Source organism: Paenibacillus sp. FSL R5-0766 (assembly GCF_037971845.1).
In the GTDB taxonomy this organism is placed as follows: domain Bacteria; phylum Bacillota; class Bacilli; order Paenibacillales; family Paenibacillaceae; genus Paenibacillus.
The window spans coordinates 5,220,409-5,242,861 of the sequence record NZ_CP150227.1; the positions used below are offsets into that span (position 1 = coordinate 5,220,409).

The 22,453-nt window shown below is 41.8% G+C and carries 28 protein-coding genes and 1 pseudogene; 1 reads left to right on the forward strand and 28 read right to left on the reverse strand.

The window, feature by feature from the left end; genetic code table 11:
• Positions 1–13 precede the first annotated feature (13 nt).
• The 13 genes from MKY66_RS22575 to MKY66_RS22635 all read right to left on the reverse strand — a co-directional run bounded on the left by MKY66_RS22575 (position 14) and on the right by MKY66_RS22635 (position 9,854).
• Complete coding sequence (locus MKY66_RS22575; protein ID WP_036617166.1) at positions 14–832, reverse strand: purine-nucleoside phosphorylase; 819 nt, start codon at positions 830–832, stop codon at positions 14–16.
• A 165-nt stretch (positions 833–997) separates the two neighbouring features.
• A complete protein-coding gene (locus MKY66_RS22580; protein WP_179088539.1) occupies positions 998–1,168 on the reverse strand; it encodes a hypothetical protein in 171 nt (56 codons plus the stop codon).
• 199 nt (positions 1,169–1,367) lie between these two features.
• A complete protein-coding gene (locus tag MKY66_RS22585; protein WP_076212237.1) occupies positions 1,368–2,369 on the reverse strand; it encodes an endo-1,4-beta-xylanase in 1,002 nt (333 codons plus the stop codon).
• Between the two features lie 239 nt (positions 2,370–2,608).
• The gene (locus tag MKY66_RS22590) at positions 2,609–2,956 is read right to left on the reverse strand and encodes a hypothetical protein (protein WP_083657139.1); all 348 of its coding nucleotides are present in this window, start codon (positions 2,954–2,956) and stop codon (positions 2,609–2,611) included.
• Positions 2,957–3,091: 135 nt separating this feature from the next.
• Positions 3,092–3,982 (reverse strand): aminoglycoside phosphotransferase family protein, encoded by an 891-nt coding sequence (locus MKY66_RS22595; protein WP_083657141.1) that lies wholly within the window; start codon positions 3,980–3,982, stop codon positions 3,092–3,094.
• A 19-nt stretch (positions 3,983–4,001) separates the two neighbouring features.
• Positions 4,002–4,481, reverse strand: coding sequence for a DinB family protein (locus MKY66_RS22600; protein WP_076212239.1), 480 nt, complete (start codon positions 4,479–4,481; stop codon positions 4,002–4,004).
• Positions 4,482–4,511: 30 nt separating this feature from the next.
• Positions 4,512–5,048, reverse strand: a complete 537-nt coding sequence (locus MKY66_RS22605; RefSeq protein WP_076212241.1) for a GNAT family N-acetyltransferase — start codon at positions 5,046–5,048, stop codon at positions 4,512–4,514.
• 500 nt (positions 5,049–5,548) lie between these two features.
• Entirely contained in the window at positions 5,549–5,905 is a 357-nt protein-coding gene (locus MKY66_RS22610; RefSeq protein ID WP_339806027.1) for a hypothetical protein, read from the reverse strand.
• A 125-nt stretch (positions 5,906–6,030) separates the two neighbouring features.
• Complete coding sequence (locus tag MKY66_RS22615) at positions 6,031–6,552, reverse strand: cysteine hydrolase family protein (protein WP_076212247.1); 522 nt, start codon at positions 6,550–6,552, stop codon at positions 6,031–6,033.
• A gap of 30 nt (positions 6,553–6,582) precedes the next feature.
• Positions 6,583–7,005, reverse strand: a complete 423-nt coding sequence (locus MKY66_RS22620) for a hypothetical protein (RefSeq protein ID WP_076212249.1) — start codon at positions 7,003–7,005, stop codon at positions 6,583–6,585.
• Positions 7,006–7,046: 41 nt separating this feature from the next.
• Complete coding sequence (locus MKY66_RS22625) at positions 7,047–7,592, reverse strand: GrpB family protein (protein ID WP_076212251.1); 546 nt, start codon at positions 7,590–7,592, stop codon at positions 7,047–7,049.
• A gap of 100 nt (positions 7,593–7,692) precedes the next feature.
• A complete protein-coding gene (locus MKY66_RS22630) occupies positions 7,693–8,247 on the reverse strand; it encodes a hypothetical protein (RefSeq protein ID WP_143781476.1) in 555 nt (184 codons plus the stop codon).
• Positions 8,248–8,363: 116 nt separating this feature from the next.
• Entirely contained in the window at positions 8,364–9,854 is a 1,491-nt protein-coding gene (locus MKY66_RS22635) for a glycoside hydrolase family 43 protein (protein WP_076212255.1), read from the reverse strand.
• A 180-nt stretch (positions 9,855–10,034) separates the two neighbouring features.
• Here MKY66_RS22635 and MKY66_RS22640 point away from each other — a divergent pair, with 180 nt between their 5' ends.
• Positions 10,035–10,940, forward strand: coding sequence for an ArsR family transcriptional regulator (locus tag MKY66_RS22640; RefSeq protein ID WP_076212257.1), 906 nt, complete (start codon positions 10,035–10,037; stop codon positions 10,938–10,940).
• 67 nt (positions 10,941–11,007) lie between these two features.
• Here the strand turns inward: MKY66_RS22640 and MKY66_RS22645 are convergent.
• The 15 genes and pseudogenes from MKY66_RS22645 to lanKC all read right to left on the reverse strand — a co-directional run bounded on the left by MKY66_RS22645 (position 11,008) and on the right by lanKC (position 22,367).
• A pseudogene (locus tag MKY66_RS22645) lies at positions 11,008–11,536 on the reverse strand (DinB family protein).
• Between the two features lie 27 nt (positions 11,537–11,563).
• Positions 11,564–12,022 carry an NUDIX pyrophosphatase gene (locus tag MKY66_RS22650; protein WP_076212259.1) on the reverse strand — a complete coding sequence of 153 codons (459 nt, stop codon included), beginning with the start codon at positions 12,020–12,022 and terminating at the stop codon, positions 11,564–11,566.
• Between the two features lie 17 nt (positions 12,023–12,039).
• On the reverse strand, positions 12,040–12,189 hold the full coding sequence (locus tag MKY66_RS22655) for a hypothetical protein (protein ID WP_179088540.1): 150 nt from the start codon (positions 12,187–12,189) through the stop codon (positions 12,040–12,042).
• Between the two features lie 34 nt (positions 12,190–12,223).
• The gene (locus MKY66_RS22660) at positions 12,224–12,964 is read right to left on the reverse strand and encodes a metallophosphoesterase family protein (protein ID WP_076212261.1); all 741 of its coding nucleotides are present in this window, start codon (positions 12,962–12,964) and stop codon (positions 12,224–12,226) included.
• On the reverse strand, positions 12,961–13,905 hold the full coding sequence (locus tag MKY66_RS22665) for a GNAT family N-acetyltransferase (protein ID WP_076212262.1): 945 nt from the start codon (positions 13,903–13,905) through the stop codon (positions 12,961–12,963). The genes MKY66_RS22660 and MKY66_RS22665 overlap by 4 nt, the downstream gene beginning before the upstream one ends.
• Positions 13,906–13,981: 76 nt before the next feature.
• Positions 13,982–14,329: a hypothetical protein gene (locus MKY66_RS22670; RefSeq protein ID WP_256704256.1), complete on the reverse strand. Its 348-nt coding sequence runs from the start codon at positions 14,327–14,329 to the stop codon at positions 13,982–13,984.
• Positions 14,326–15,063, reverse strand: coding sequence for a DUF1361 domain-containing protein (locus MKY66_RS22675; protein ID WP_076212264.1), 738 nt, complete (start codon positions 15,061–15,063; stop codon positions 14,326–14,328). The genes MKY66_RS22670 and MKY66_RS22675 overlap by 4 nt, the downstream gene beginning before the upstream one ends.
• Positions 15,064–15,104: 41 nt before the next feature.
• Positions 15,105–15,533, reverse strand: a complete 429-nt coding sequence (locus MKY66_RS22680; RefSeq protein ID WP_076212266.1) for a GNAT family N-acetyltransferase — start codon at positions 15,531–15,533, stop codon at positions 15,105–15,107.
• Positions 15,534–15,550: 17 nt separating this feature from the next.
• Positions 15,551–16,000, reverse strand: coding sequence for a GNAT family N-acetyltransferase (locus tag MKY66_RS22685; protein WP_076212564.1), 450 nt, complete (start codon positions 15,998–16,000; stop codon positions 15,551–15,553).
• A gap of 32 nt (positions 16,001–16,032) precedes the next feature.
• Positions 16,033–16,443: a GNAT family N-acetyltransferase gene (locus tag MKY66_RS22690; protein WP_076212268.1), complete on the reverse strand. Its 411-nt coding sequence runs from the start codon at positions 16,441–16,443 to the stop codon at positions 16,033–16,035.
• Between the two features lie 128 nt (positions 16,444–16,571).
• The gene (locus MKY66_RS22695) at positions 16,572–17,798 is read right to left on the reverse strand and encodes an amidohydrolase (RefSeq protein WP_076212566.1); all 1,227 of its coding nucleotides are present in this window, start codon (positions 17,796–17,798) and stop codon (positions 16,572–16,574) included.
• A 618-nt stretch (positions 17,799–18,416) separates the two neighbouring features.
• Positions 18,417–19,250 carry a class I SAM-dependent methyltransferase gene (locus MKY66_RS22700; protein ID WP_076212270.1) on the reverse strand — a complete coding sequence of 278 codons (834 nt, stop codon included), beginning with the start codon at positions 19,248–19,250 and terminating at the stop codon, positions 18,417–18,419.
• Positions 19,251–19,397: 147 nt separating this feature from the next.
• Entirely contained in the window at positions 19,398–19,526 is a 129-nt protein-coding gene (locus tag MKY66_RS22705) for a class III lanthipeptide (RefSeq protein WP_218639195.1), read from the reverse strand.
• A 37-nt stretch (positions 19,527–19,563) separates the two neighbouring features.
• A complete protein-coding gene (locus tag MKY66_RS22710; RefSeq protein WP_218639197.1) occupies positions 19,564–19,689 on the reverse strand; it encodes a class III lanthipeptide in 126 nt (41 codons plus the stop codon).
• Between the two features lie 65 nt (positions 19,690–19,754).
• Complete coding sequence (gene lanKC, locus MKY66_RS22715; protein ID WP_076212272.1) at positions 19,755–22,367, reverse strand: class III lanthionine synthetase LanKC; 2,613 nt, start codon at positions 22,365–22,367, stop codon at positions 19,755–19,757.
• Positions 22,368–22,453 lie beyond the last annotated feature (86 nt).

Genomic DNA, 22,453 nt, shown 5'->3' on the forward strand with positions numbered 1-22,453 from the left:
AATCATCTCGCGATTAGATCTCTTTCAAGATGCCTTTTACAAGTCCGATAAAGGTTGTTTTCACTTGCGCAGCCACTTCAATAACTTCATCATGACTTAACGGCTGATCCAGAATACCACAGGCCATGTTGGTCAGACAGGAAATGCCTAGTACCTTCATACCGCCATGAATGGCAACAATGGCTTCAGGTACCGTGGACATACCCACTGCATCCGCACCCATCGTACGAATCATGCGAATCTCCGCTGGTGTCTCATATGCCGGGCCACTCCACCATGCATAGACACCTTGCTGCAGGCCAACATTCTGCTCTTCTGCAACCTTAAGGGCAATGCTGCGCAGTTCGCGATTGTATACCTGTGATACGTCTGGGAAACGAACACCCAGTTCGGCGTTATTCGGCCCCATCAACGGGTTATTGCCTACCAGGTTAATATGATCTGTAATGAGCATCAGTTGACCCGGCTCAAAGCTTGTGTTGATGGCTCCGCAGGCATTGGTGATAAGCAATTGCTCGACACCCAGCGCCTTCATGATCCGAACCGGGAAAGTCACTTCGTCCAGTGTAAAACCTTCATAATAATGAAGGCGGCCTTTCATCGCTACAACCGTTTTGCCCATCAGTTCACCAATAACCAATTCATTGGCATGACCAATAGCCTCCGATTGGGCGAAATACGGAATATCTGTATACGGAATAACGGTCGCATTTTCAATCTCGTCCGCGAGCGCTCCCAGTCCGGAACCCAGGATCATGCCTACGGCAGGTTTGGTATGGATTCGGTTTAATATGTAATCTCTTGCTTCCTGAATATGTGCGGATTGATGCATAATGATATCCTCCTGATGATCTGAATTGAGTTAACAAAAACTGAGTTAATGAGGTGCTACTCATCAAGTGTAATGAACAATGGTCATGATGTAAATGGAAGCTGTTCTATATACAATAAAAAAACGACCCTATGCTCCAGAATCGTTTAAAAACATGGACATGTCCTAATCCAATGTATATTTGTTTCTACTCTTCATGTAATCGATTGTCATGATCAGCAACAGCATCAATGTAGCAAACATCAGCGGTTTGGCAAAAGTACCTTCTTCAAAAATATAATAACTAAATGTAAAATTTCCGGCAAAAGTAATTAAATAGTTTCGGATGTAATCCATCTTCTCATCTCATTTCAGGAAAGAATTTGGTTCACCATTTCTTCAACCCTATCACAAAATCCCATTTAATACCATATTTTTTATCATCCATACAAATTAACGCCTCTATCATGCACGAGATAGCCGCACTGTATAATCTATATTGAGTAAAGCAAAAAATCGGCCACATCGTGACCGATTCTCTCCACTTCCCTGATGTTCAGGACATAGAATTAGTGATACGCCAAAATGATTCCTTGGGCTGCAACTGCTGATCAAAAACAAAGGGCCAATTTTTGCGTCCGCGTACCGGGAAATGGTCAAGCCAAGTATAATTATCGGCTACTCCCCAGAATGTCACAGAGGTAATGGATGATTTATACTCACGGAACAAATTAAAGATTTCTTCATATCGACGCTCCTGTAGCTCAGCCATCTCCGAAGTTGGCGCAGTGAGGTCCGTTCGACGATCCTCATAACGAAACACCGACATATCCAGCTCCGTAACATGCAACTGCACATCCAGTGAAGCATAACGCTCAATAGCCATTCGGATCTCCTCAATCGAAGGACCATGAATATTCCAATGCCCCTGCAACCCAATCCCGTGTACAGGCGCTCCCTTGTCCAGCAAAGACCGAACCAGATTGTAGATCTTCTCCCGTTTGACCGGATCCGTCTCATTGTAGTCATTATAGAAAAGAAGCGCATTGGGATCAGCTTCATGAGCCATACTGAACGCTTGCAGCAGATAATCTTCCCCCACCAGCTCTAACCACTTCGTATCTCGCATGAACAGGTCGGTCTTATCTTCAACAGCTTCATTGACGACATCCCACGCATATATTTGCCCCTTATACCGACCTACTACTGTATCAATATGTTGCTTCAAGCGAGATAATAGCAGCTCTCTGGAAGCAGGGGCACCTGAGGTATCCTCAAAGACCCATTTCGATGTTTGATTATGCCAAACCAAAGTATGTCCGCGAACCCCAATCCCTTGGGCAACAGCAAAATCAACAATTTTATCCGCCGCCTCAAATGTATAACGATCCTCTTCCGGGTGAATTTCTTCAAATTTCATCTGATTTTCAGCCGTGATGCTATTGAAGTGTTTGGCGATAAATTCCCCTTCGGACTGCAACATTCTGGTATGTACAGCAGCACCTATTTTGAACGTATTAGCGTACGCAGCATGTAATGATGGAATTTCAGTTGGCATTTACAATTCCTCCCTGCCATTTTTTATCCATCATATCGTTTGTTGAATACGCTTACAATGAACAAATTATACTTCTTCCCCCTCATATTTAACTATTTATGATCCCGGGCCCTGTTCGCACAACAAAAACACCTCCACGTATGTCCGACTGCTCATCTAAACAGAACATTTCTCGGAAGGTGTTTTGTGATCGGGCTGTTCAGTTAAATTCAACTCATGTACAAAGAGGATATGAAGCCTTACAGCTTGTCCACCTGTAACAAGGTCACCTGTTTCACGGTGCATGCCGGGTTAATTTGTTCCTCGGACAGAATGTTCAGCTTGATCAGGCTTTTCAGCTTATGGCTGTCTACCTTGGACAACAATCGCCAGATGTCCGGGTCTGGAAGAGAAGCATACAGCTTCTGATCATCGTATTCCTTCCGATTCTGAAGCACTGTTTTCACGGTGTAACCACCAACCTGCGTCTCATACACCCCTTGTTCTGCACAATACGCGACAATCTCATCTCGTAGTACAGACAGCTGCTGCTCAATATCTTTTTGTTGCTGCTTCAGGTCAAAGTAGGTTTGCACTTTCTGTTCCATATCGATCACGCTCCTCTACTATCATAGGTATGCGAGGATCGCTCGTTTAGGACTGACTGTTTATTTTATTTAAAAAAAGTGGTCTTTCTATTACTTAATCGTATACTGTCGTCATTGTGTATCCCCGTATTACGATTACAGCAGATGTTCATTCAAATACGGATTATGGACAGCCATGTTGTGAACCCTTTCCATTACATCTGGCCCCATGGGGACATTCCCAACGCGCCTTAACAGAATCCAGCGAAGACAAGCTATTGCTCCAAAAACCTGCTCCTCTTCCAGCGTGTACGTATAACTTGAAGAACGTGCAAATTGAGCGCGATACATCTCGCCGTAATTTTCTCCATTATAGATGGTGATCAGAAACACAGACCATGCCATATCGTACCTTGGATCACCGTATTGCCCATTAGTCCAATCGATGATGGTGTACTGGTCGTCCATCTCAAGAATGTTTCCCAGATTATAATCGCCATGAATCAAACGGTCCTGTCTGATCTGGACCTGCTGAATCAACTTTGCCAGAAGATCATTTATATCGTCATGTAATTCAATTTGAGGAAAAAAGTATTGAACAAAATCGTACCTGGATATGTATTCTTCACCTTCTCCAGTACCCACTTCATTCACCGGATAACGATGGACCTCCATTAATCGCTCAGCCAAATGTATCAGCTTGGTTTGTGTTAATTGGGTAATCGGCTTTCCATCATAGCTCGTTAACAGCACTTGATTCTCTTGCTCGTCTAATCCCCAACCGTAGGGTTTGGAAACACGAATTCCACTTTGATAAAGCTTGGACAATAATCGATATTGTTTGGCGATATCCGGTTTGGAATCCTTGTCCCAGACTTTCAATACGTACCGCTGATCTTCCATTTCGATTCTCATCACACTCGCTTCCAGCCCAGGTGGCAAGGGAATGATCTGATACTCCTGTTCCATCACCTGCTGGATACGTTCATCCAGTTCTACCCAATTCACCTGGCTAAGTTGAATCGTCATCGTTTCCCCTTCTTCCATATTATGACCGCCCCTCCGGTTAGTCAGGCATAATCAGTCCTTTGCCAATGACATTGGCGGATACTGGCTGTTTGCCCAATTCTCTGGCCCATACTGACAGCTGTCCCATATGGTGAATCTCATGGGCGATCACATGTCGCATAACTTCTCCCCATGAATCTGTACTGTCCCTGCCAGCTGAGCGATGATCAATATAAGCTCTTTTTTCCATACTCGAGTCCCATGCTGTAACAAATGCCTCCACATCAGGACGTAACTTGCGATCGAGTCGCCTTACCGCCTCAAGATTCTGGTAGTTTGCAAAATCTTCTGCATCATCCGGTTTGCCCTGAAGCAACTGAAGCCAGCTCCACTCTACATCAATGATATGAAATAATGTTTGTAATATGTTGCCTACTCCGCCCGTGCGAGGCCAAAGCAATTCTTCAAGCGGTACATCTTCACACCAAACATACCATTGCTCACGCACCATCCAGTTATAACGAAAGAATGTTTCCATTGGTATATTCCCCTTTATAGGCTATATTTTTCAGAGAGATTTGATCAATTCTGTATTGGCAAAGGTATCCTCCGAATGTTCAAGATCACCATAAATTCCGCTAATCTGATTGAATCCGGATTTAATCCAGAAGCGTAGTGCAGGCCAATTTTTGAGCGCTACGTTAATTCGAATTTCCTTGTAACCAAGCTCGGAACAGTGCAGAGTTAGCGCCTGAATTAATTCTTGTCCATATCCCTGCTTCTGGATCTCGCTCTGGATATATAGAAATTCGAGATAGATCGAACCCTCGGAGGGATACCCATGGTACACACTTAACAAACCAATATAGCGGTCATCCTCATTCGTGCGAATGGATTGAATTCGATAATTCTCCAGTCTGCCTCCCGGCGGAAGGTGGCCTTCTTCAAAACATTCTTTCACATAGTTCCGATCATGCTCTTGTCCATCCCATTGATGCAAGTACCGACTGGTTTCATATAAGGACTCAAGTTCAGGAATATCGGATTCTTCCACATTCGAGATAATAAGTCGGTCTGACTTCCATTCTACTGGAAGTTGTTTCATCGTTATCACTCCATCTTGATATTCTAAATAAATTAAACTATTGAATGTTCACACTTACCACTCCGATGACAGAACAACCTTCCAATCGCTGTTATCCCCAGAGTTTTTTGATTCATTTTATAATGGGAAACTCCCGGGGATAAAGGCGAACACTTCGCTTCTTCAGGTTTTTTCTGTCCTCTCCGTTTCGTGTAAATATTCTGTTGAATTTATTTAGTTAATTTCTTTTTTATATACAAGATTACATGAATACCTACATAAATAAACAGGACATTGAACAAATATAGAAGTACATTTAAATAGATGCCAGATATAAACCAGATTGTTCCCTCAGAATTAGCATAATGATAATCCGTAAAGAATCGGAGCGGGAAACCATACTCTGTTCGGAGCGGTCCATCTTCAGTATGTAAAGTTCCAGGAATACATAGGATGGCTAATACAGCAAGCCAGGCTGATAGATTCATTATTTTTTTGTTAATCGTCAATACATCTCCCCCTTATTCAACACTAACGGTATCTTCACCAAAATACGTCCCTTCCAACTTTTGATCCAAAAAGTCTCTTAAGTCCTTTTGATCAAGTATATATTTCGAATCTCTATTAAATCTGCTTTTTGTGGATACAATAATCTGTTTCCGATTGTATTGAATCGTAACTTTAGCGTTATGTTTTAATTTCAAAGCAATTCCCGCACTAATGCTTCCTGTGACATCATCTACTGGTATTTTGGCTGATTCCGGGGCTGCATTCAGCCAGCCGACTATACGGCTAATGTCTTCTTTACTTAACGTAACATTGTCAATGCTAACGTGTGCTCCACCGTCACCTGTCCTGGTGTACACGACTATACTCATCTCTGTGCTTATCACTTGATTTCTTGAAATCGGCTTATTTGGATCTGGATTACTCGTGATTAGAAAATACAAAAACATGATTGCCGCACCTATGAAAAACCAGAATCGCCTACGTTTTCCTAGCATTACAGCGCATTCTCCGTATCCACCACGTTGGCAAACAGTCTCAGTACCGTATTGTGATGTGCAATAATCTGCTCTGCTTGAAGCGTCTTTGAATTCCATGTGCTGTGCGCATCTTGAACCAGATTGACCGTGTAACCCAGACTGTACGCTCTGCGGCAAGTCGTGTCTACACATACCTCAGTCTGCATACCCGCGAGAATCAACTCCGTCACGCCATCTTTTTGCAATTTCAGATGCAGATCAGTTTTGTGAAACGAATCCGGTGTCTCTTTCTCGATAACGAGGTCACCAGCTATAGGTGCAATGGACGGATGGATGTCCCACCCCAGTGTTCCTCGTTCCAGCGGACTGCCTGCCCCTTCGCAGTGCTGTATATATATGATGGCATGCCCTGCTTCACGGGCCCTGGAAATTAATACCCGGATTTTCTGAAGCAATCGTTCCCCTTGATAGACGGGATCTGATTCATCAAACATCGCTACTTGTACGTCAATGATTAGAAGTGCACAATGCGTTGCCATTTTGCTTTCCTCCTGACAAATCAATTTAATTCAACTCTTTCTTCTTTGCTTTTTTAACAAAACTTCCAATCCCATATCAATCAATACAAATAGAATAGCAGCAAGAACGCCAAATAAGGTCAGAACTAACGTCTCTTTGAAATCCAAGATTGCTTCTCCTGCGCCCATGACCAGATAATAGATGTACATGCCCAAAACTCCAGCACATGCATAGCCTAATATCCTCGTACTTAGATACAACACATGATTAGGGAATTGTATTCGGCTGAGCAGATAGTCTAGCAATATCGATAAAGGTAGCCCGATCAACAGGATCAAGGGAGTCGCGTATACCAGATAAATAAGAATGTAAAAATCAAAACTGTAGGATTCATTCATCGATATGAGACTTGCAGCCAAAGTAAAACAAATGATGGTTAGAACGGTTGTTATCAGCTTTCTTCCCATGTTCATCTCATCACTCCAATACAGTTATCTCTATTCATTGGATGTGCTCATGCGTCAGATTTTGCCGGCTGCCATCCGATTTCTTGAGACCAACGATGTGCTCTCTGTAATATGCTCCACACCATTGGTCCTTTTCCTTCAACATATTTGGAACGCTGATCTTTATACAATGACATGAGTCTGTGCTTTTCTTCTGCATATTTCAAACAATCTTCTGGATGCTCCCTTAAATAGTCTCTGAACAGCAAGGTCATCTGCTCGGAGAAACTGCCTGCCTGTCTAACGTGTATATGTATCCTTCTGCTTCCGGGTTCTTCACGAAAGTAACGTTTAGTCTTATCCGGATTTTCTGCTCTGAATACAAATCCGACTGTTTCGATCTCATGTTTGTAGTCCAACAGATTCTCATAATTAGAAACAGATATTTGTATATCTATGATAGGTTTGGCGTCTATTCCAACAATTGAAGTGGACCCAACATGGTCAATCCGCAGAGCCTTTTCTCCTAAAGCTTCTCTTAATTTCGAACCCGTTTCGAGAAACAAATCACGCCATGCCGGGTCATACTTCGCAATTCTCCATTGATCCTCCATACAACTCCTCCTTGGTTATCCAATCAAGCTATATAATTAAATAACACGTTCTTTTGACCTTTTGTTACATTCAGACTATTTTAAAGATTCAATAGAGAGATCATCCGAAGTCATCATTATTTATTCCGAGTTCTATTTGTTTTCTGGATTCAATAATGTATTCGTATACATCATCAATTTCTGCTATTCCTTTTATATTCTCCTTTAGCAGTTCAATAATTAAATGATTATCACTCTCTCGCATCTTTATATCTTCCATATAATTATCGTTATAGTCATTCGTAAAATCTAATTTATTCTTATAAAACCGAAATCTTTCCAACACATAAATTTCTTTAAGATTAATAAATAATGCTATAAAATCCTTAAGGTTTCTGGCCACTAACGTTACTTGATTCCCAAATGCCGTAGGTTGAATAAAGATAATAGGCGCTTCTTCCAAATCACTAATGGATCTGTTGAACGTGAAAAAAGCAAAATGGTCACCATCTGCCCCTGTTCTTCCAAATATGATGGCATCATCTGGCGTACAATAGTATCTATCATCATCATTGTTAAAACTAATATAAAAACCCATATAATCGTCGATGGTTCCAACATGTTGTTCACGTAATTTCTTATCTATTCGAACGATGTCTACTAAGGATTCTGGCATTTTATAATGTACTTGCAAGTTTAAATCACTCTCTTCTATTGGCATTTATTAATATATCTATATTTTGACACAAATTTAAAAAAAGAGAAGGACCCTTAGGCCCTTCCCTTAACTTCTTAATGATAATCACACTTGAAATTTGTAAACTCCGCTGAAGTATCTTGCCCGCTCGCGTATAACCCAATGAGTACGCCTGTAAAACCTCCTGCCACCTCCGAAGAAAGGTATCTCGTCTGTGCCGTGCCCAGCAGAATCTCTTCACCATCTGTTTGAAACAGGAAACTGTAGCGTTCCTGGCTTGAGCGGATCACCAGCGTTGCATGTTGTTTATTTCCCAGATTCACTTCATGTTCTATCGATTTGATATCACCGATATTTAGACGCTCGACCACCTTATAACCGTCCTGCTCCTGACGAATAGCCACTTCATAATGATGATTCTCATCCATGTAGATCGTGATACCTGCTTCTCCACTCGTCAGACTAACATCGACTGAAATTTTTGCATTAAAGTCTTTTTGACGTAGCCCGATGAACGTTGGGGATGCCGGAACGTCCAGCGTTATATCCGTTCCTGTTAGCGTAAGCTTATCTGATTCAAGCTGATAATGCTCTGTATTTGGATGACGAAGATAACACCAGTCGAGGTTCCAGTCTGTATTTGCAAACGTATAATGCTTCTTATCCTGCTGGATCACCGTATCCGGGATACGATTGGTCTCAAAACTCGTCAGTGTTGTGCCTTCATGCCCAGCTGTAAACCATCCGTCTTCACCAAACGTAATTGGAGTCAGAAATACTTCTCGGCCCAGATGATGGTACGTAGCCCATCTGCCAATCTGTCGGAATCCCAGGTGAAAGAGCCACCAGTTTCCCCGATCATCCTGAACCAGATCACCATGCCCCACACCCTGTAACTCATACCCGCCCAGATTACGGTTGGTTAGAACCGGATTGTGCGCATAGGCTTCGAACGGTCCTGAGGATGAAATTCCCCGGGCATACGTTACCATGTGACCATACTCGGTGCCGCCTTCGGCTGCAAGCAGGTAATAGTAACCGTTCATTTTATAAAGATGCGGACTTTCCAGATATCGTCCACCTGTTCCGTTCCATATCGAACGACTCGGGGTCAGTTTGCGGCCAGTTTCAATTTCAAGCTCGCACTGAACAATTCCGCCAACGCCTTCATCATCCACCCCGTTACTCATAAACAAGGTTCTTCCATCTTCAAAATACAAATCGGGATCAATCCCGCCTTGATCCACATAGATAGGCTCAGACCATTCTCCGTAGATATTATCCGTCCAGACATAGAAATTCTGATGCGTTGTATCATTCGTTGTGACCATATAAAAACGCCCGTTATTGTGCCTGATGGTTGGGGCAAATACACCCCCGGAGCTGTTCACCGTCTCGAGCTGAATCTGGCTTTTACGAGTCAGGCAGTGACCAATCTGCTTCCAATTCAGCAAATCCTTGCTTTCAAAGAGCGGTACGCCCGGGAAATATTGAAAAGAACTACACACCATATAGTAGGTATCGTGCACCTGAATCACACTAGGGTCTGGATAAAAACCTTTCACAACAGGGTTATTGTATTTCATTACGCCACTCCATCTCTTATCATAAAATTCACAAATATAAGAATTCAACTTCGTAACAACTACAAAAATTAAACACCATCGGGCATAAACTTGCAATGAATATGGATTGCATCTTGGAGCTAATTTCGTTAAATTAATATATATGTAATTTTAGAAGATTGAGGGTAGGGAGTTGTACAGATGATCAAAGCAAATGGAGAGCCCCAGTTCCTTCCTTTATATGAGGCGCTGGCAAGCGAAGTCAGATGGAGAATCATGGACATGATTGCAGATCGCGAAATGAATGTGAAGGATATTGCCGCAGTATTAGAGCTTAGCCCCTCCATTGTCACGATGCATATTCGCAAACTGGAGGATGCAGGTCTAATTGGCAGCAGAAGAGTTCGAATCAACGGAGGGACGCACAAATTATGTTACCTCAAGCAAAATCAGATTGAGATCGAGCTTCCATCCGCAAGCCAAACTTCACGAACCAGAGAACAGACGATAGCCGTCGGACACTATACTGCTTTTGATATTCACCCTACCTGTGGGCTAGGAACACTTGAGAAAGAAATCGGCGTATGGGATGATCCACGTTACTTCCTTGATCCTGAGCGTGTTCACGCCGCTATCCTGTGGTTTGGGAAGGGCTATGTTGAATATAAAACACCGAACTTTGTCCTTCCTGACCAGACAACCGATGCTATTGAAATTTCGATGGAACTGGCGTCTGAAGCTCCGGGATTGCGAGATCATTGGCCTTCGGATATTCGTTTCACCTTCAATGGCATTTCACTTGGAACGTGGACAAGCCCTGCCGACTTTGGCAGAGCAGCACGCGGCAAATATACGCCGGAATGGTGGCATCGCAATGTGAATCAGTATGGATTATTGAAGACCATCCGCATTGATGCCTCCGGTACGTATATGGATGGTGAGCGGATGTCAGACATTACTCTAACGGATATTAAGCTTAGCGAACCGTTCTGGACGCTACGTTTCACGGTTGACGAGGAAAGCCCCAATGTAGGGGGATTAACGATCTATGGTTCCGGTTTTGGTAACCATGATCAGGATATTGTTATTCGTGTACTTCAGATCTGAAGTAACCGCTGAGGGGAGGTGGTGATATCATCAGATCTGGCATTTAGAAAAATAACCTGTCTATGTGTTAGCAATCATTCTGTGTTTGGAACCACTTTCTTAGCTGATTAATATGAGCTTGATGATAACGGTTATGGTCAGCCATATGCCATAATCCCCAACGTACCGTAGCTTGTTTTTCGTTCTGATGTCCAAAAGTAACTACTCGATCTAGGTCAGCATCTGCTACTTGTGTGCATGTTTCTTTCAGAAGGGTTAATACCACCCTCATATTGAGAGATAAGTGTGTCACGTGACACATCTTGAACCAGCGGAAGTCTATTATTTTCATCAGTCATGGGACCATATTGCTCTATTAATGACTGCGGAAGGACAACTCCCTTTATTCTATAAACCCAATTCATATCAACAAACGTAATATGTCGTATTAATTGAGCTGTACTATTAAACTGGTTCTGTTCCCCTTTGTAATCTACCTCTTCTTGCGACATCCCCTCAGTAATCGATTTAAGTCGCTCACTATTCTCTCTTACTGCAGAAAATAACATTCCAACAATAGGTTCCATATTGGCTTCACCTTGTAGATCGTAAATCATAGCATCCTTCCTCGCTTGAATACATGTCTATTTCGATGACTCTCTGATCAGTCTTTGATTCAATTCCCAGATTGCTACTCTATTACTATCCCATTTAAGTATTTCACGAGCTTCTTCATAAGCCACCCATTTATATTCTGAGTGCTCATTGGATAAAGACAGATCCATTTCATCTAGTTCTACTCCAAAGCAATACTCAGGAATAACAAATGTATCAGGTCCCCACATAAAATAACCAACCACATCTACCACGGAGTGAGTCGATCTTGAATTAAGACTCCTGTATTTACTATTTAAAGGGATTCCCGCCTCTTCAAATGCTTCTCTCATGGCTGCTTCTAATGGTTTTTCTTCATCTTCCCCTCCCCCAGCTATGCCCTGCCAGTAACCTTCTCTTGATCTTCGAAAGATAGCGTATGCATAGTCATTTGAATCTTTCAACCTGGTATAAGGAAAAACTAATATTTGAAATGGTGCTCGAGACACAGGTACATCCCTCCTCTTTACCTTTGCTCTTTCAACAGCTCCTTAATTTCCCTTAACTCTGATAATATTTCTTTGGTGTTCTGGCTATTTTTTGAGTTATCTATTCCAACTTTCACAACATAAATACCGAGGAACAGATACACCACCAACATAATGATCATTCCCATGTACATCTCTCCTTTCCAAAGTAGCAGCACATTGCTACGAACGTTCACTATCCTCTCTCTCCAACTGATTCCCATGGAATGCCTTCAAAATAAAAGCCCGATCCGGAACGTTCAACCGTTCATACGATTTCAGATACTCTCTATTGTCATATGGAACGCCAATGAATTTCACATCAATGTTCCCCTCTTGGAGATCCACGATGCCATATCTGGCAATGGCAAGATCGTTACAGCCTAGAGCGCCCGGATTCATATATACTCTTTGATCTGTCTTATAATAATGAAGAATATGATAATGACCAAAACAAACCAAATCATGGGCCGTTCCCTGATATCTTGCATCCAATTTGGTCCTGGATGGTTCTTTATCGATGACATCCAACTTGTCGTTGTTCATATGATAGTGAGTCAAAAGGAACCGACGTCCTTCTACCTCTTTTTCAACGAATTTCGGTAGAGCTTGAATTTTCTTGATCGATTCTGCACTCAAATGCCGACCAATCCATTCGTGATGCTCGGCCATGCCTTTGTGCCCTTCTAATGGACCCTTATTTTGAAGCAAATTCAATACGCCCTCTTCGTGATTCCCCGAAATCGCTATCATATTTTCGCGGCTGTACAACATCTCGATCACTTCATTGGAGTACGGGCCAATACCGATCATATCTCCCAAACAAAATGTATGCTCAATGTCTCCTCTGGAATCGATATCAACCAATACCGCTTGAAGCGCAGGAACATTCCCATGAATATCGGTTAAGATGGCAACCTTCATTGTGACTCCTCCTCAGGAATATACATCGTCTGAATCTCCTGCACACCCGGAATAAATCCCAGATTCAGATACACCGACTCCGCATCATTTCCTTGCATCACATACAATCGCAGCACGGGATATTGACCCTTAAGCGCATTCAAAGCTCTCTGTAACATCAGTGTAGCAAGCCCTCTTCCTCTATATGCCGGCCGAACCCCTATGCTATACACAGCAGCCTGATTATCTTGCAAGCACAAGCGACAATTTGCAATAAGCTGTCCCGTTTCCTTGTCATATACAAGCGTGGACGCTTCGGTCAGAATTTCATTGGTATAATTAGGGTCATCACTTGGTATAAAATCTGCAAGAGTGGTATGTTTTCTTCGTGTAGCTTCAAGACTTCCTGCAAAACTCTCCAGGTCACATTGAGCAATCTCATCTTCATTCACATATTTTCTATTGCCGGTTTCACTTTCAATAATCTCTGGACTCTTCACGGTTACCCTGCTGTCCCATTCGATTTCAAAATGATCTGTAGGCCGCTGCATCCAGCGACATCTGAACTCCACTGGCCAGAATCCAGCTCTTGCATATAGATCGACTTGGTCTGGAAGAATCTCAAAGGTCAGAATACGTTTGGTGCGATCCGACCACTGTAATAATTTATGCTTCAGGAGCTTCAACACCTCAAAGCACTGCTGGAATGGCGGGACAAAAAACAAATGATACATCTGGTTAGGCTCCATTCTCACGCCACCTATTTTGCTTTCCCCTTTGTAAATCCAGTACGCACTGATCTTGGAAGAACTGAACTCTTCTTCTCTGAAAAATCCGACATAACGCATATCATAATAAATCGTGCAATATAATCCCCATTCGGCAAAATCTGCTTTGCGAATCGAATATTCATCCGACAGATCATATTGAAGAATATCTATAGACCACTCAGTTAACCCCATATGTAATTCCTCCTCAATTTTAATTAAATGGCAAGCAATCAAATCATTTTTCTATACGCCACCCCGTGAACATGAATTAACACATGCTGTGCCTCCATACGTTCGAAGAAATCCAACATGTCCTTAAACGGATTCTCGAAATACAAAGACGACCAAGGAAAGCCTCTAATGTCTGCCCTGTTTCTGTATTCTTGAACATACAGTGCTCGCCGTGAACATCAAAATACCAGTTTCCCGTTAATTCTTCTTCTCCGTGGATTACTTCCGCATTGGACAACAAATGGTATGCCCCTTCGAGAATTGCCTTCCGATCAGGCTGATCGGTTTCCAATATCAGTTGGTCAATCAATTGCCGCGCAAATCTTTGGTACATATCCATCACAGCCAACAATTCTTCCGTAATTTCCTGCGTTATCGCCTTCATAATTTCAGATCCTTTGCCCTTTCCAATGAAGATGAACTGCCAGACCTTGCTGTTAGCAAAGATAAAATAACGTATCCAAAAAATTGAACCGCAAATACAATGACAACAAACTCAACCATTATGCTGTTCGCTGCATTAAAATCATTCACAAGATCCACAAAGATCTTCCCCGGTCGGGATAATACATCCCACGAATTCCACCGATGAAATCTCCCAATGTAGACCCCTATACTGCTCAATAGCAAAATAACACCAACAACCATCATGCTAATGTACTTATTTATTAATTGGTTTAACATGCCGTGGATTTGAATGATCGAACAAGTCGAGAGCAGCAATCCGATGATCGCTACGGCAAACGTCAGGGTGAGTCCATACCAAAAATCAATATTAACCCAAAATCTAACCTCCCCTTGAGCATCAAAATATCTGAATGAATGCAGAATCTCCGTAAAAAGATAGGCCGCATTGGGCAGAAAAAAGAGCCATACTCCACACATCAGCCCCATACATATCATGCTCGTTGTGGTTAATTTCTTATTGAATATGTATCTAATGCAGGATGAGATGATAAATGGTACCCATGCCAGGAACATATCCCAACTTAAAAATCGATACATATTCGTATCTGTTTGGGCACGTAAATACATCACAATACCTAGACAACAAAGAGTAGCCACGAGCAAGGTAACGATGAGTCGGAGATCTTGAACCGGATGTTTGTTATCTTTCATTTCTTTGCTTCTACTTCCTTTTCCTTGATGAATGTTATACGTTATAAATACTTTTTAAATGCCTTGCTGGATTCTCCGTTGTACCCCAATTTCGTATAAAAGTGATGTGCTTCGTTTCTGGATGATCCGCTCGTAAGAAACACCTTCACACAATTTTTCTGCTCACATACATGCTCTATGTGTTTCATCAATTCAGATCCATATCCCTTGCTCTGCACATGTTCCGTAATGATAACCCGCTCAACTACGCCGAATGGTCTATTTTCCACCAAAGCATCCAGACATATATGTAAATGAGCCGTTCCGATCACCTGATCACCCAGTTCATACACAAACAAAAAACTGTTTGGGTTATTCCGAACTTCTTCAATCCGTTCTGCCAGTACCTTCGTGTTTAAGTTGTTTGGCAATAATTCTTTATACAGCCTTTCAATAACCTCTGCATCCCTAGCTTCTGCCTCTCTTATCATCAAGCTTCCCCTCCCTGTTACCTCACTTGATAACTTAAAATGATATCACCGTTGTCCTCGAATTCACCCGTGTCCTGAAATCCGCAACGTTTATACAGCGCATTTGCCGCAATGTTATGTGGAACATGGGATACCCTGATTTGCTGGCAGTCACTTCTCTCTTGCAACATATGAATCACTTCTTGAATGGCAAGTTTGCCGTAACCCCTCCCCTGGTACTTCTCATCAATCATGAAGCGCAGAATCCAGTAATACCCGTCATTGTAGATCTCGTTATCAAATAAAATAAAACCGACCATCTGATCCTCTGCCAAAATACCGTATGGTTTGGACGTAATTTCCTTCGTTGCATGAATCAATGAATCCGCATTGCTGGCTACCAAATCCTGCTGATCTTCCCGTGGTTTAAGGTGGATGCACTCAAGTTCATTTTCTTTGGTTATAGGTTGTAACGTCACTTGCTCCATACCCACAATCCTCTCTCCTTGCAACTTACTTACTAAATTTTCTTGGTCAATATAATTTCCAAAGGTTGTGTATCGAGCAACAGAGCCCCTGCATCAACATACCCCAGCTTTCGATAGAAATGTTGGGCATGTTCGTCTGATTGCGTTGAAGTCATCACCGTATCAAAGCCTTGTTGCTTCATTAAATTTTCCCAGTAATGTACCACTTTTTTGCCATATCCGCCGTTTCGATAGGGTTCATCAATCCAGACCATATTCATGAAGGGAAGGTTATCCCAAAAGTAACCGTACCTCATCCATCCAACTCTTGATCCCTCGTCCTCGTCCCATAGGATGAATATTTCTTTCTCACTAATCTTCGTTTTCACAAGTGGCTGATGGATATGCCGATCTCTTTCAATGATGTAGTCGTAGTCAGCTTCCGTTGCATACTCAATCTTCATTTGTATTACTCCCTTCATTAACTACGTCCATCATAACCCAAAATGTGGTATATGCGAACAGTTCTTTCCTCTTTTTCTCCCATGCCAAAAAACCACGGTTTCCCGTGGCTGCACCTGCTCTATTTTCCTCAATCCGCTGTTGATCCGCTGACCAATTGCCCCTTGTACCATACAGCCTGCCGCGCAGATCGCCGCGCAACGGCTTCCGCCGAACAACTCGCATGCACCAATACAAAACTCGCGGTGTCTCCTACCTTCGGCCATACCTGTTCCCCTTGTAAATCCAGCGGTGTGATACCCCCTGTTACGAATGCCAAAGATTGAGATAAGGACAGTTCGTCACTATATCCGTACAGTTCTGCGAAGCGTCCCGCTTTCTCAAGCATATCCCCATTGCCAAAAGGAGACCAATGATCCGTCAAGCTGTCTGTGGCCAGCTTCACGTTCACGCCCATACGGTGGAGCATGGGAAGAGGCATCATCGTTCTGCCAATGGGCACCGTGGAAGCAATGCTCATCCCAAGCGAGGCCATTCGCTGCGCCATATCTTCTGCTTCCTGCTGCTCTGCGCGGGCGAACCAGAACGCATGACTTACCGTAACTTTACCCTGAAGCCCTGCTGCTTCGGTCAGATTTGCGAGTTCCAGCAGCGTTTGTTTGCCGGCCTGCCCGCCATCATGCAGATGAATATCGATGCCCGCCTGGTGCTGAACAGCCAGTTCAACCATGGCGTCCAGTGATTTCTCGATCTGTTCGTCCACCGTATGAGGATCAAGTCCGCCCACATGCGTTGCCCCTTCCTTCATCGCTTGGCCCATAAGCTCCACTGAATGGGAGCGAAGCAGTCCATGCTGCGGGAAAGCCACGATCTCCGAAGAGATTTTGCCCGAAAATGATTCCAGAGCCTGCCGCGTCGCTTCCAGTCTTTTCAAGCCACTGACGGGTTCAATATTGCAATGACTACGTACATAAGTGGAGCCGTACCCCTGGATCAAGGTCAGAATACTCTCCGCTTGACGCTGGGCATCTGGTAGCAGCTTGGGCAACAGAACCTTCTCTTCTTCAATACGTTCGAAAATACTGGAGATACGTTTAACGGCTGTCCACGGCCCATCGTAGTAGGTTTTATCCAGATGAATATGTGCCTCCTCGAACGAAGGTAACAGCAGAAGTCCCTTGGCATCTACTTGTGGTAGATCGCTAGACAGCGGGTTGTTTCCTTCCACGATTGCTGCGATCACTCCATCTTCAATCCGCAGATGAGCGGGGCTTGTCCGTGTCCCCGTCACCTGTTGCACTTCCCGAATATAACTCCGCTCCACAGTCACGTTTGTTAACCAATAAGCCTGCTTCATCATGTCATCCCTCTTTTCTTACCCGGCATTACGCCCCCCGGATACCGATTGATCTATGATCCATGGTACCATACGGTTTCACCGGGCAAAAATACGTAAAAGGTTGGTGTTCCATATGCGGAACGTTTGGCTCGCTATGGATCAAAGAATGCCAAAAAACAGACACAATCCAGTGCCTGTCCTACGCGTTCAATCTCCTATCAGAGATTTATTTTCCATCCATCTGTCTATACATTCATCCAATCTCATTAAAAACCAAACCGCGCATGCCCTTCATCCGTCATGCCTTCAATGTGCTGGTCGCTTAAGTAAACGCTCTAATAGCATACAAAATTTATTATGTAAATATGACGCTTGCTTGGACTATCTCCAGGCTTTATGAAGATAAACATGAAGTGATATGGATAATCTGAAGTATACTGCTCCGAATGATTTTTCACATCATAAGTCTCTCCAGAAAATAACGGAATCCTCTCGCGTTGATCGAGAGAGTAAGCAGAGGATCCGCAGCATGAACCGAAAAGTAAAGAACCGGGGTAATTCCATGCATGACTGGAGAGAGAGGACGTTCGAGACGAAGCATTTAATGTGAAAACTGTCGGTGGCGGGTCATAATCCTTATTTCTTCTTTAAAACCGCCGCGAAAGACTCACCCTCCGCTTGATACTCTCCGCCATTCACATCTGCGTATATTTTTTCGAGAGTAAATCCGGCATCATTCACTTCTTTTTCCAGACTTTCAATCGTAAAATGTTGATTCCAGTAGTGATAATTAACTAGCTCACCATCTCCAAAAACGAGAACATTTTTTGACAAAGTCACATGATCAGGGTATTTTATTGAAGCAAATAAAGATAAATGTTTATTATCCGAAAATGGATTATCTTTTCTAGTTAAACCCCACATAAAATTTTGCTCAAATTTTTCGTAACTATTCTCCGATAACACATCTAATAGAACTAATCCTTCGGACTTTAAACCACGATGGATATTGCTAAGTATTTTTCTTCTGTTTTCCGGATTAAAGACACTATAGATTTCATAGATTAGTAGAGCAAGATCAAACTCCTGTTCAATCTCAATGTTAGTCATATCTTCGATTCTGTAATCTATTATTAAACCCTTTTTTTGGGCTTCGTGAACTGCGTATTCAATTGATTTTTCATTAAAATCCACACCAACAACCTCATATCCCCTAGCAGCTAAACTTTGGGAATACAGGCCTGGGCCACAACCTAAATCAATGATCTTTTTATACTTCGTCAACGGTGCAATTTCGCTAATAAAATTAACAGTTTCATCAATAAAATCGTTCCCCTTGCTTCCACCAGGAATATTTTCATCAAAATGAGCTTTCAAAACAAAGTCAGCACGGTTTGAGTCAAGCCAGATTTGTACTGATCCTTCCTCAAATGGCTCGGGAATTTTAGCTATATCCAGTAATTTCTCCATTTTTTCACCTCTATTGAATTTTTATTGGTTGGTTTGTATCTAAAATAATGCGTTGCTTAGCTGAAGATCAGCTAAAATCAGCTAAGCAACCAGTTATTGAAGTTAGTAAAATGGCGCGTTTTTTTGCAGTTCTATTTCATAGATTTTTTAACAGCTGTTACTGATTGTTGAAAGGAACGTAGTTACAGTCCATGTGGTTGTAATTGTTCCATCCACAGCTTGGCCTTTACCTTCTTTGTCTTTTGCTAATTTTTGCAATTCCAATACTGCATTCATTGTTTTCACCTCCTTTTTCCGGAATGATACTCACTTTTTAGCAATGATTACTTAATGTTGAAAGAAAAATGGTTACTGTAATTGTTGTTACTGTTGCTTCCACGGCATGACCTTTGCCCTCTTTGTTATTGGATAATTTCTGCAATTCCAACACTGCATTCATTGTTTTCACCTCCTCCTAAAATTTATGTTCAACAATATACCCATATATTTCTCAACTAATTTTTATTAACTCGTTACTGAAACATCGTGAGCTTTAGTTCTTGTCAGAAATTCATTTGAATTGACTAGTGGCAACCAATAGAGCGGGTTATCTTTGACGATCCCCATCAATGCCAGTATTATTCCCGAGCTACCTGTATACACATCATCCGCTAGCCTATATGAGAATTGACCCGGGTATACATAATATCCATTTTTATCAATTAAGAATAAATTAAGCAGGCTCAATACCTCTTTAATAATTACTTCACGATCCCCGTTATTTTTCATCAAAGAAGGAATTAAAAGGAAGCTTCCTGCCCCATCGAACAACCCACCACTAATAGTGGAACAGATCTGTGACAACTTTGTAATCGCATTGATTTCTTCTTGATAAGCCTCTTCTCCACTTACATGATTTAGAAACCATATTGCAATTCCAATTCCAATCGACCCTCCTGAAAGATAGGGCAATTGACGATTTCGATTATCCAATGTTTGTAGGGAGCCGGTTACCTCATCAAATATTGTTTTTTCTAGATCCTCCTTTATTAATTGTCTAGCTCTCTCCAAATACTGTTTATCATCCGTGATGGAATACATGGCGGAATAAAAGAGAGAGACACCTGATAACCCATCAATTACTCCTATCCCTACTGCCATCCAATCATTCGTGTTAAACCGCGCATCGTTATTTCGATTTCTTTCAATTGACTCTTCAATTTCCTTCGCAAACTGTAAATATTCATCGTTTTCTGTCTCGATATATAAACTAATGACGAACAGTCCTATTCCTGAAAGACCTGAGCGCAAAGAAATATTGGATTCGTTCATATTAGCTCTTATGTTCTTCAATTCATTTAAGACAACTGCCTCATAACCTGTTTCATACAATAAAGCCAATATCCCTGTTTTCCCATCAAACATACCATTGGCTTCAATAGTATTTAAATTTCCTAACAAAAAGTCTTGGATCCACTTATCGACTTCTAGAGAGTTCGTATTATTTTTGATAAGTGTAAAAGCAGCACCAGTCCCACCAGTTAAAAAGTTGAATTTACCCCCATTCATCTCAAACTGGCGGATATCTCCATGAACAAATCTTTCATCATTTGTTAAATTATCCTGCATGCCCTCTATTAATTTCTTCGTGATTGAGGAGATGTTAAAGTCACTTGTTTTATCAGAAAGGACCATTTCTTTAGGAAAATACTCTTGGTAATTTCTTATTTTTTGGTCACATTTCTCCTGTAAATCTACAATAAATTGGTAAAATGAGTCTTCATAAATCTCTTTTATCCATCTGAAGTGATTGTATTGTAGGTACTCATCTAAAACTTCCGAAGATAACACTGGAAGAGCCAGATACTTTGTTAATTTCTTTAATCCAAACCAATCTCTCGCTCCACTGATCTTCATTTCCTGGGATGCGAATCCGATGGTCATCATAGTGGGTTTGTCTTTGGAGGTTACATGCATAGCTGTTTCAAAATCAATTAGCCTCACGGTTAAGTCATCAGCCACCATTATATTCGCTGGCTGAAAATCACCCATGGCTATTCCTTTTTTATGCATCTGATCTATCAGTGTAAAAAGTTGCAACAATACCTTTTTAACATTTGCGGCATGATTACGCATACGCTCATCGTCTCTAAAGAATGGAAAGTGTTGAGCGAGCCACTGCCTTAAGTCTCCTCCTTCAATGAATTCCTCCACCAAAAAGTAGTGCTCCCATTCTTGAAAATACTCTATTAAACTTACAACGCCCGTTACATCTTTAAGCTTCGCTAAAGCATCATATTCCTTTATCTGTCTCGATAAGGAGTCATGAGCTGAACCGTCCAAACCAGCATTTGGTCTGGCTTCCTTGATAATCACATTCAGGTTATCTTTCTTTCGAGTCGCACGGTATACCCCACCCGCATTACTATAGCTAAGTGCACTTTCAATCTCATATCGCTCTAAATTGCCATCCCCTTTAGTTTCCAGATCATCAGAATAATTTAGTGAATTCAGATAATCATCAAAATCTTTCACAAAATCAGGAACCTGATAAAAGGGCGTTCTCTCATCTTTAACTAGATTACCTTGTTCATCCTTAATACAATGTTCTCCATATTCATTATATACACTTCTGAATCCACCATATCTGTAAAATACATTACTATTTTTCCATCTCTTATCACTAAGTATATACGCGCCTTTCTTAAACCCTTGGGTTGCTAGACATAACATGTCTAACAATTTTACAAAGACATTGTTATTCACAGGGTATATTGTTATAAACTTCCCCGAAGAAGCACGATTGGCATTCTTCGAATTCGTTTTGATAAAACTTTGTCTATCCTTGAGGTGCTTGAACTCAATCCGCTCATCTATACATAATTTAGAAACCTGATCTAACAGGTTCTGTGATTCTTCGAATAACGCTGTAACATGAATTTTCCATCCCTGATCAGGAAGTCGTGAACCTTTAACATGATAGTGCTTCCAAACCGATTCACGATCTGAGATAACCGCATATGTATCAGGAATGTCACCAAGTTCATACCTATTCTGCTTTTTTGCATCATTCTCCAATTTACCGTAATATTCCGAGTTTGGTTTTAAATATAGATTGTATAGCATATTTCCTTCCATACATAACCCCTCCGATTTAGCTTTAACGTACTCTATTATCGAAATAATTAACGTTGTTAGACGAATTACATATTAAAACAGCCTTC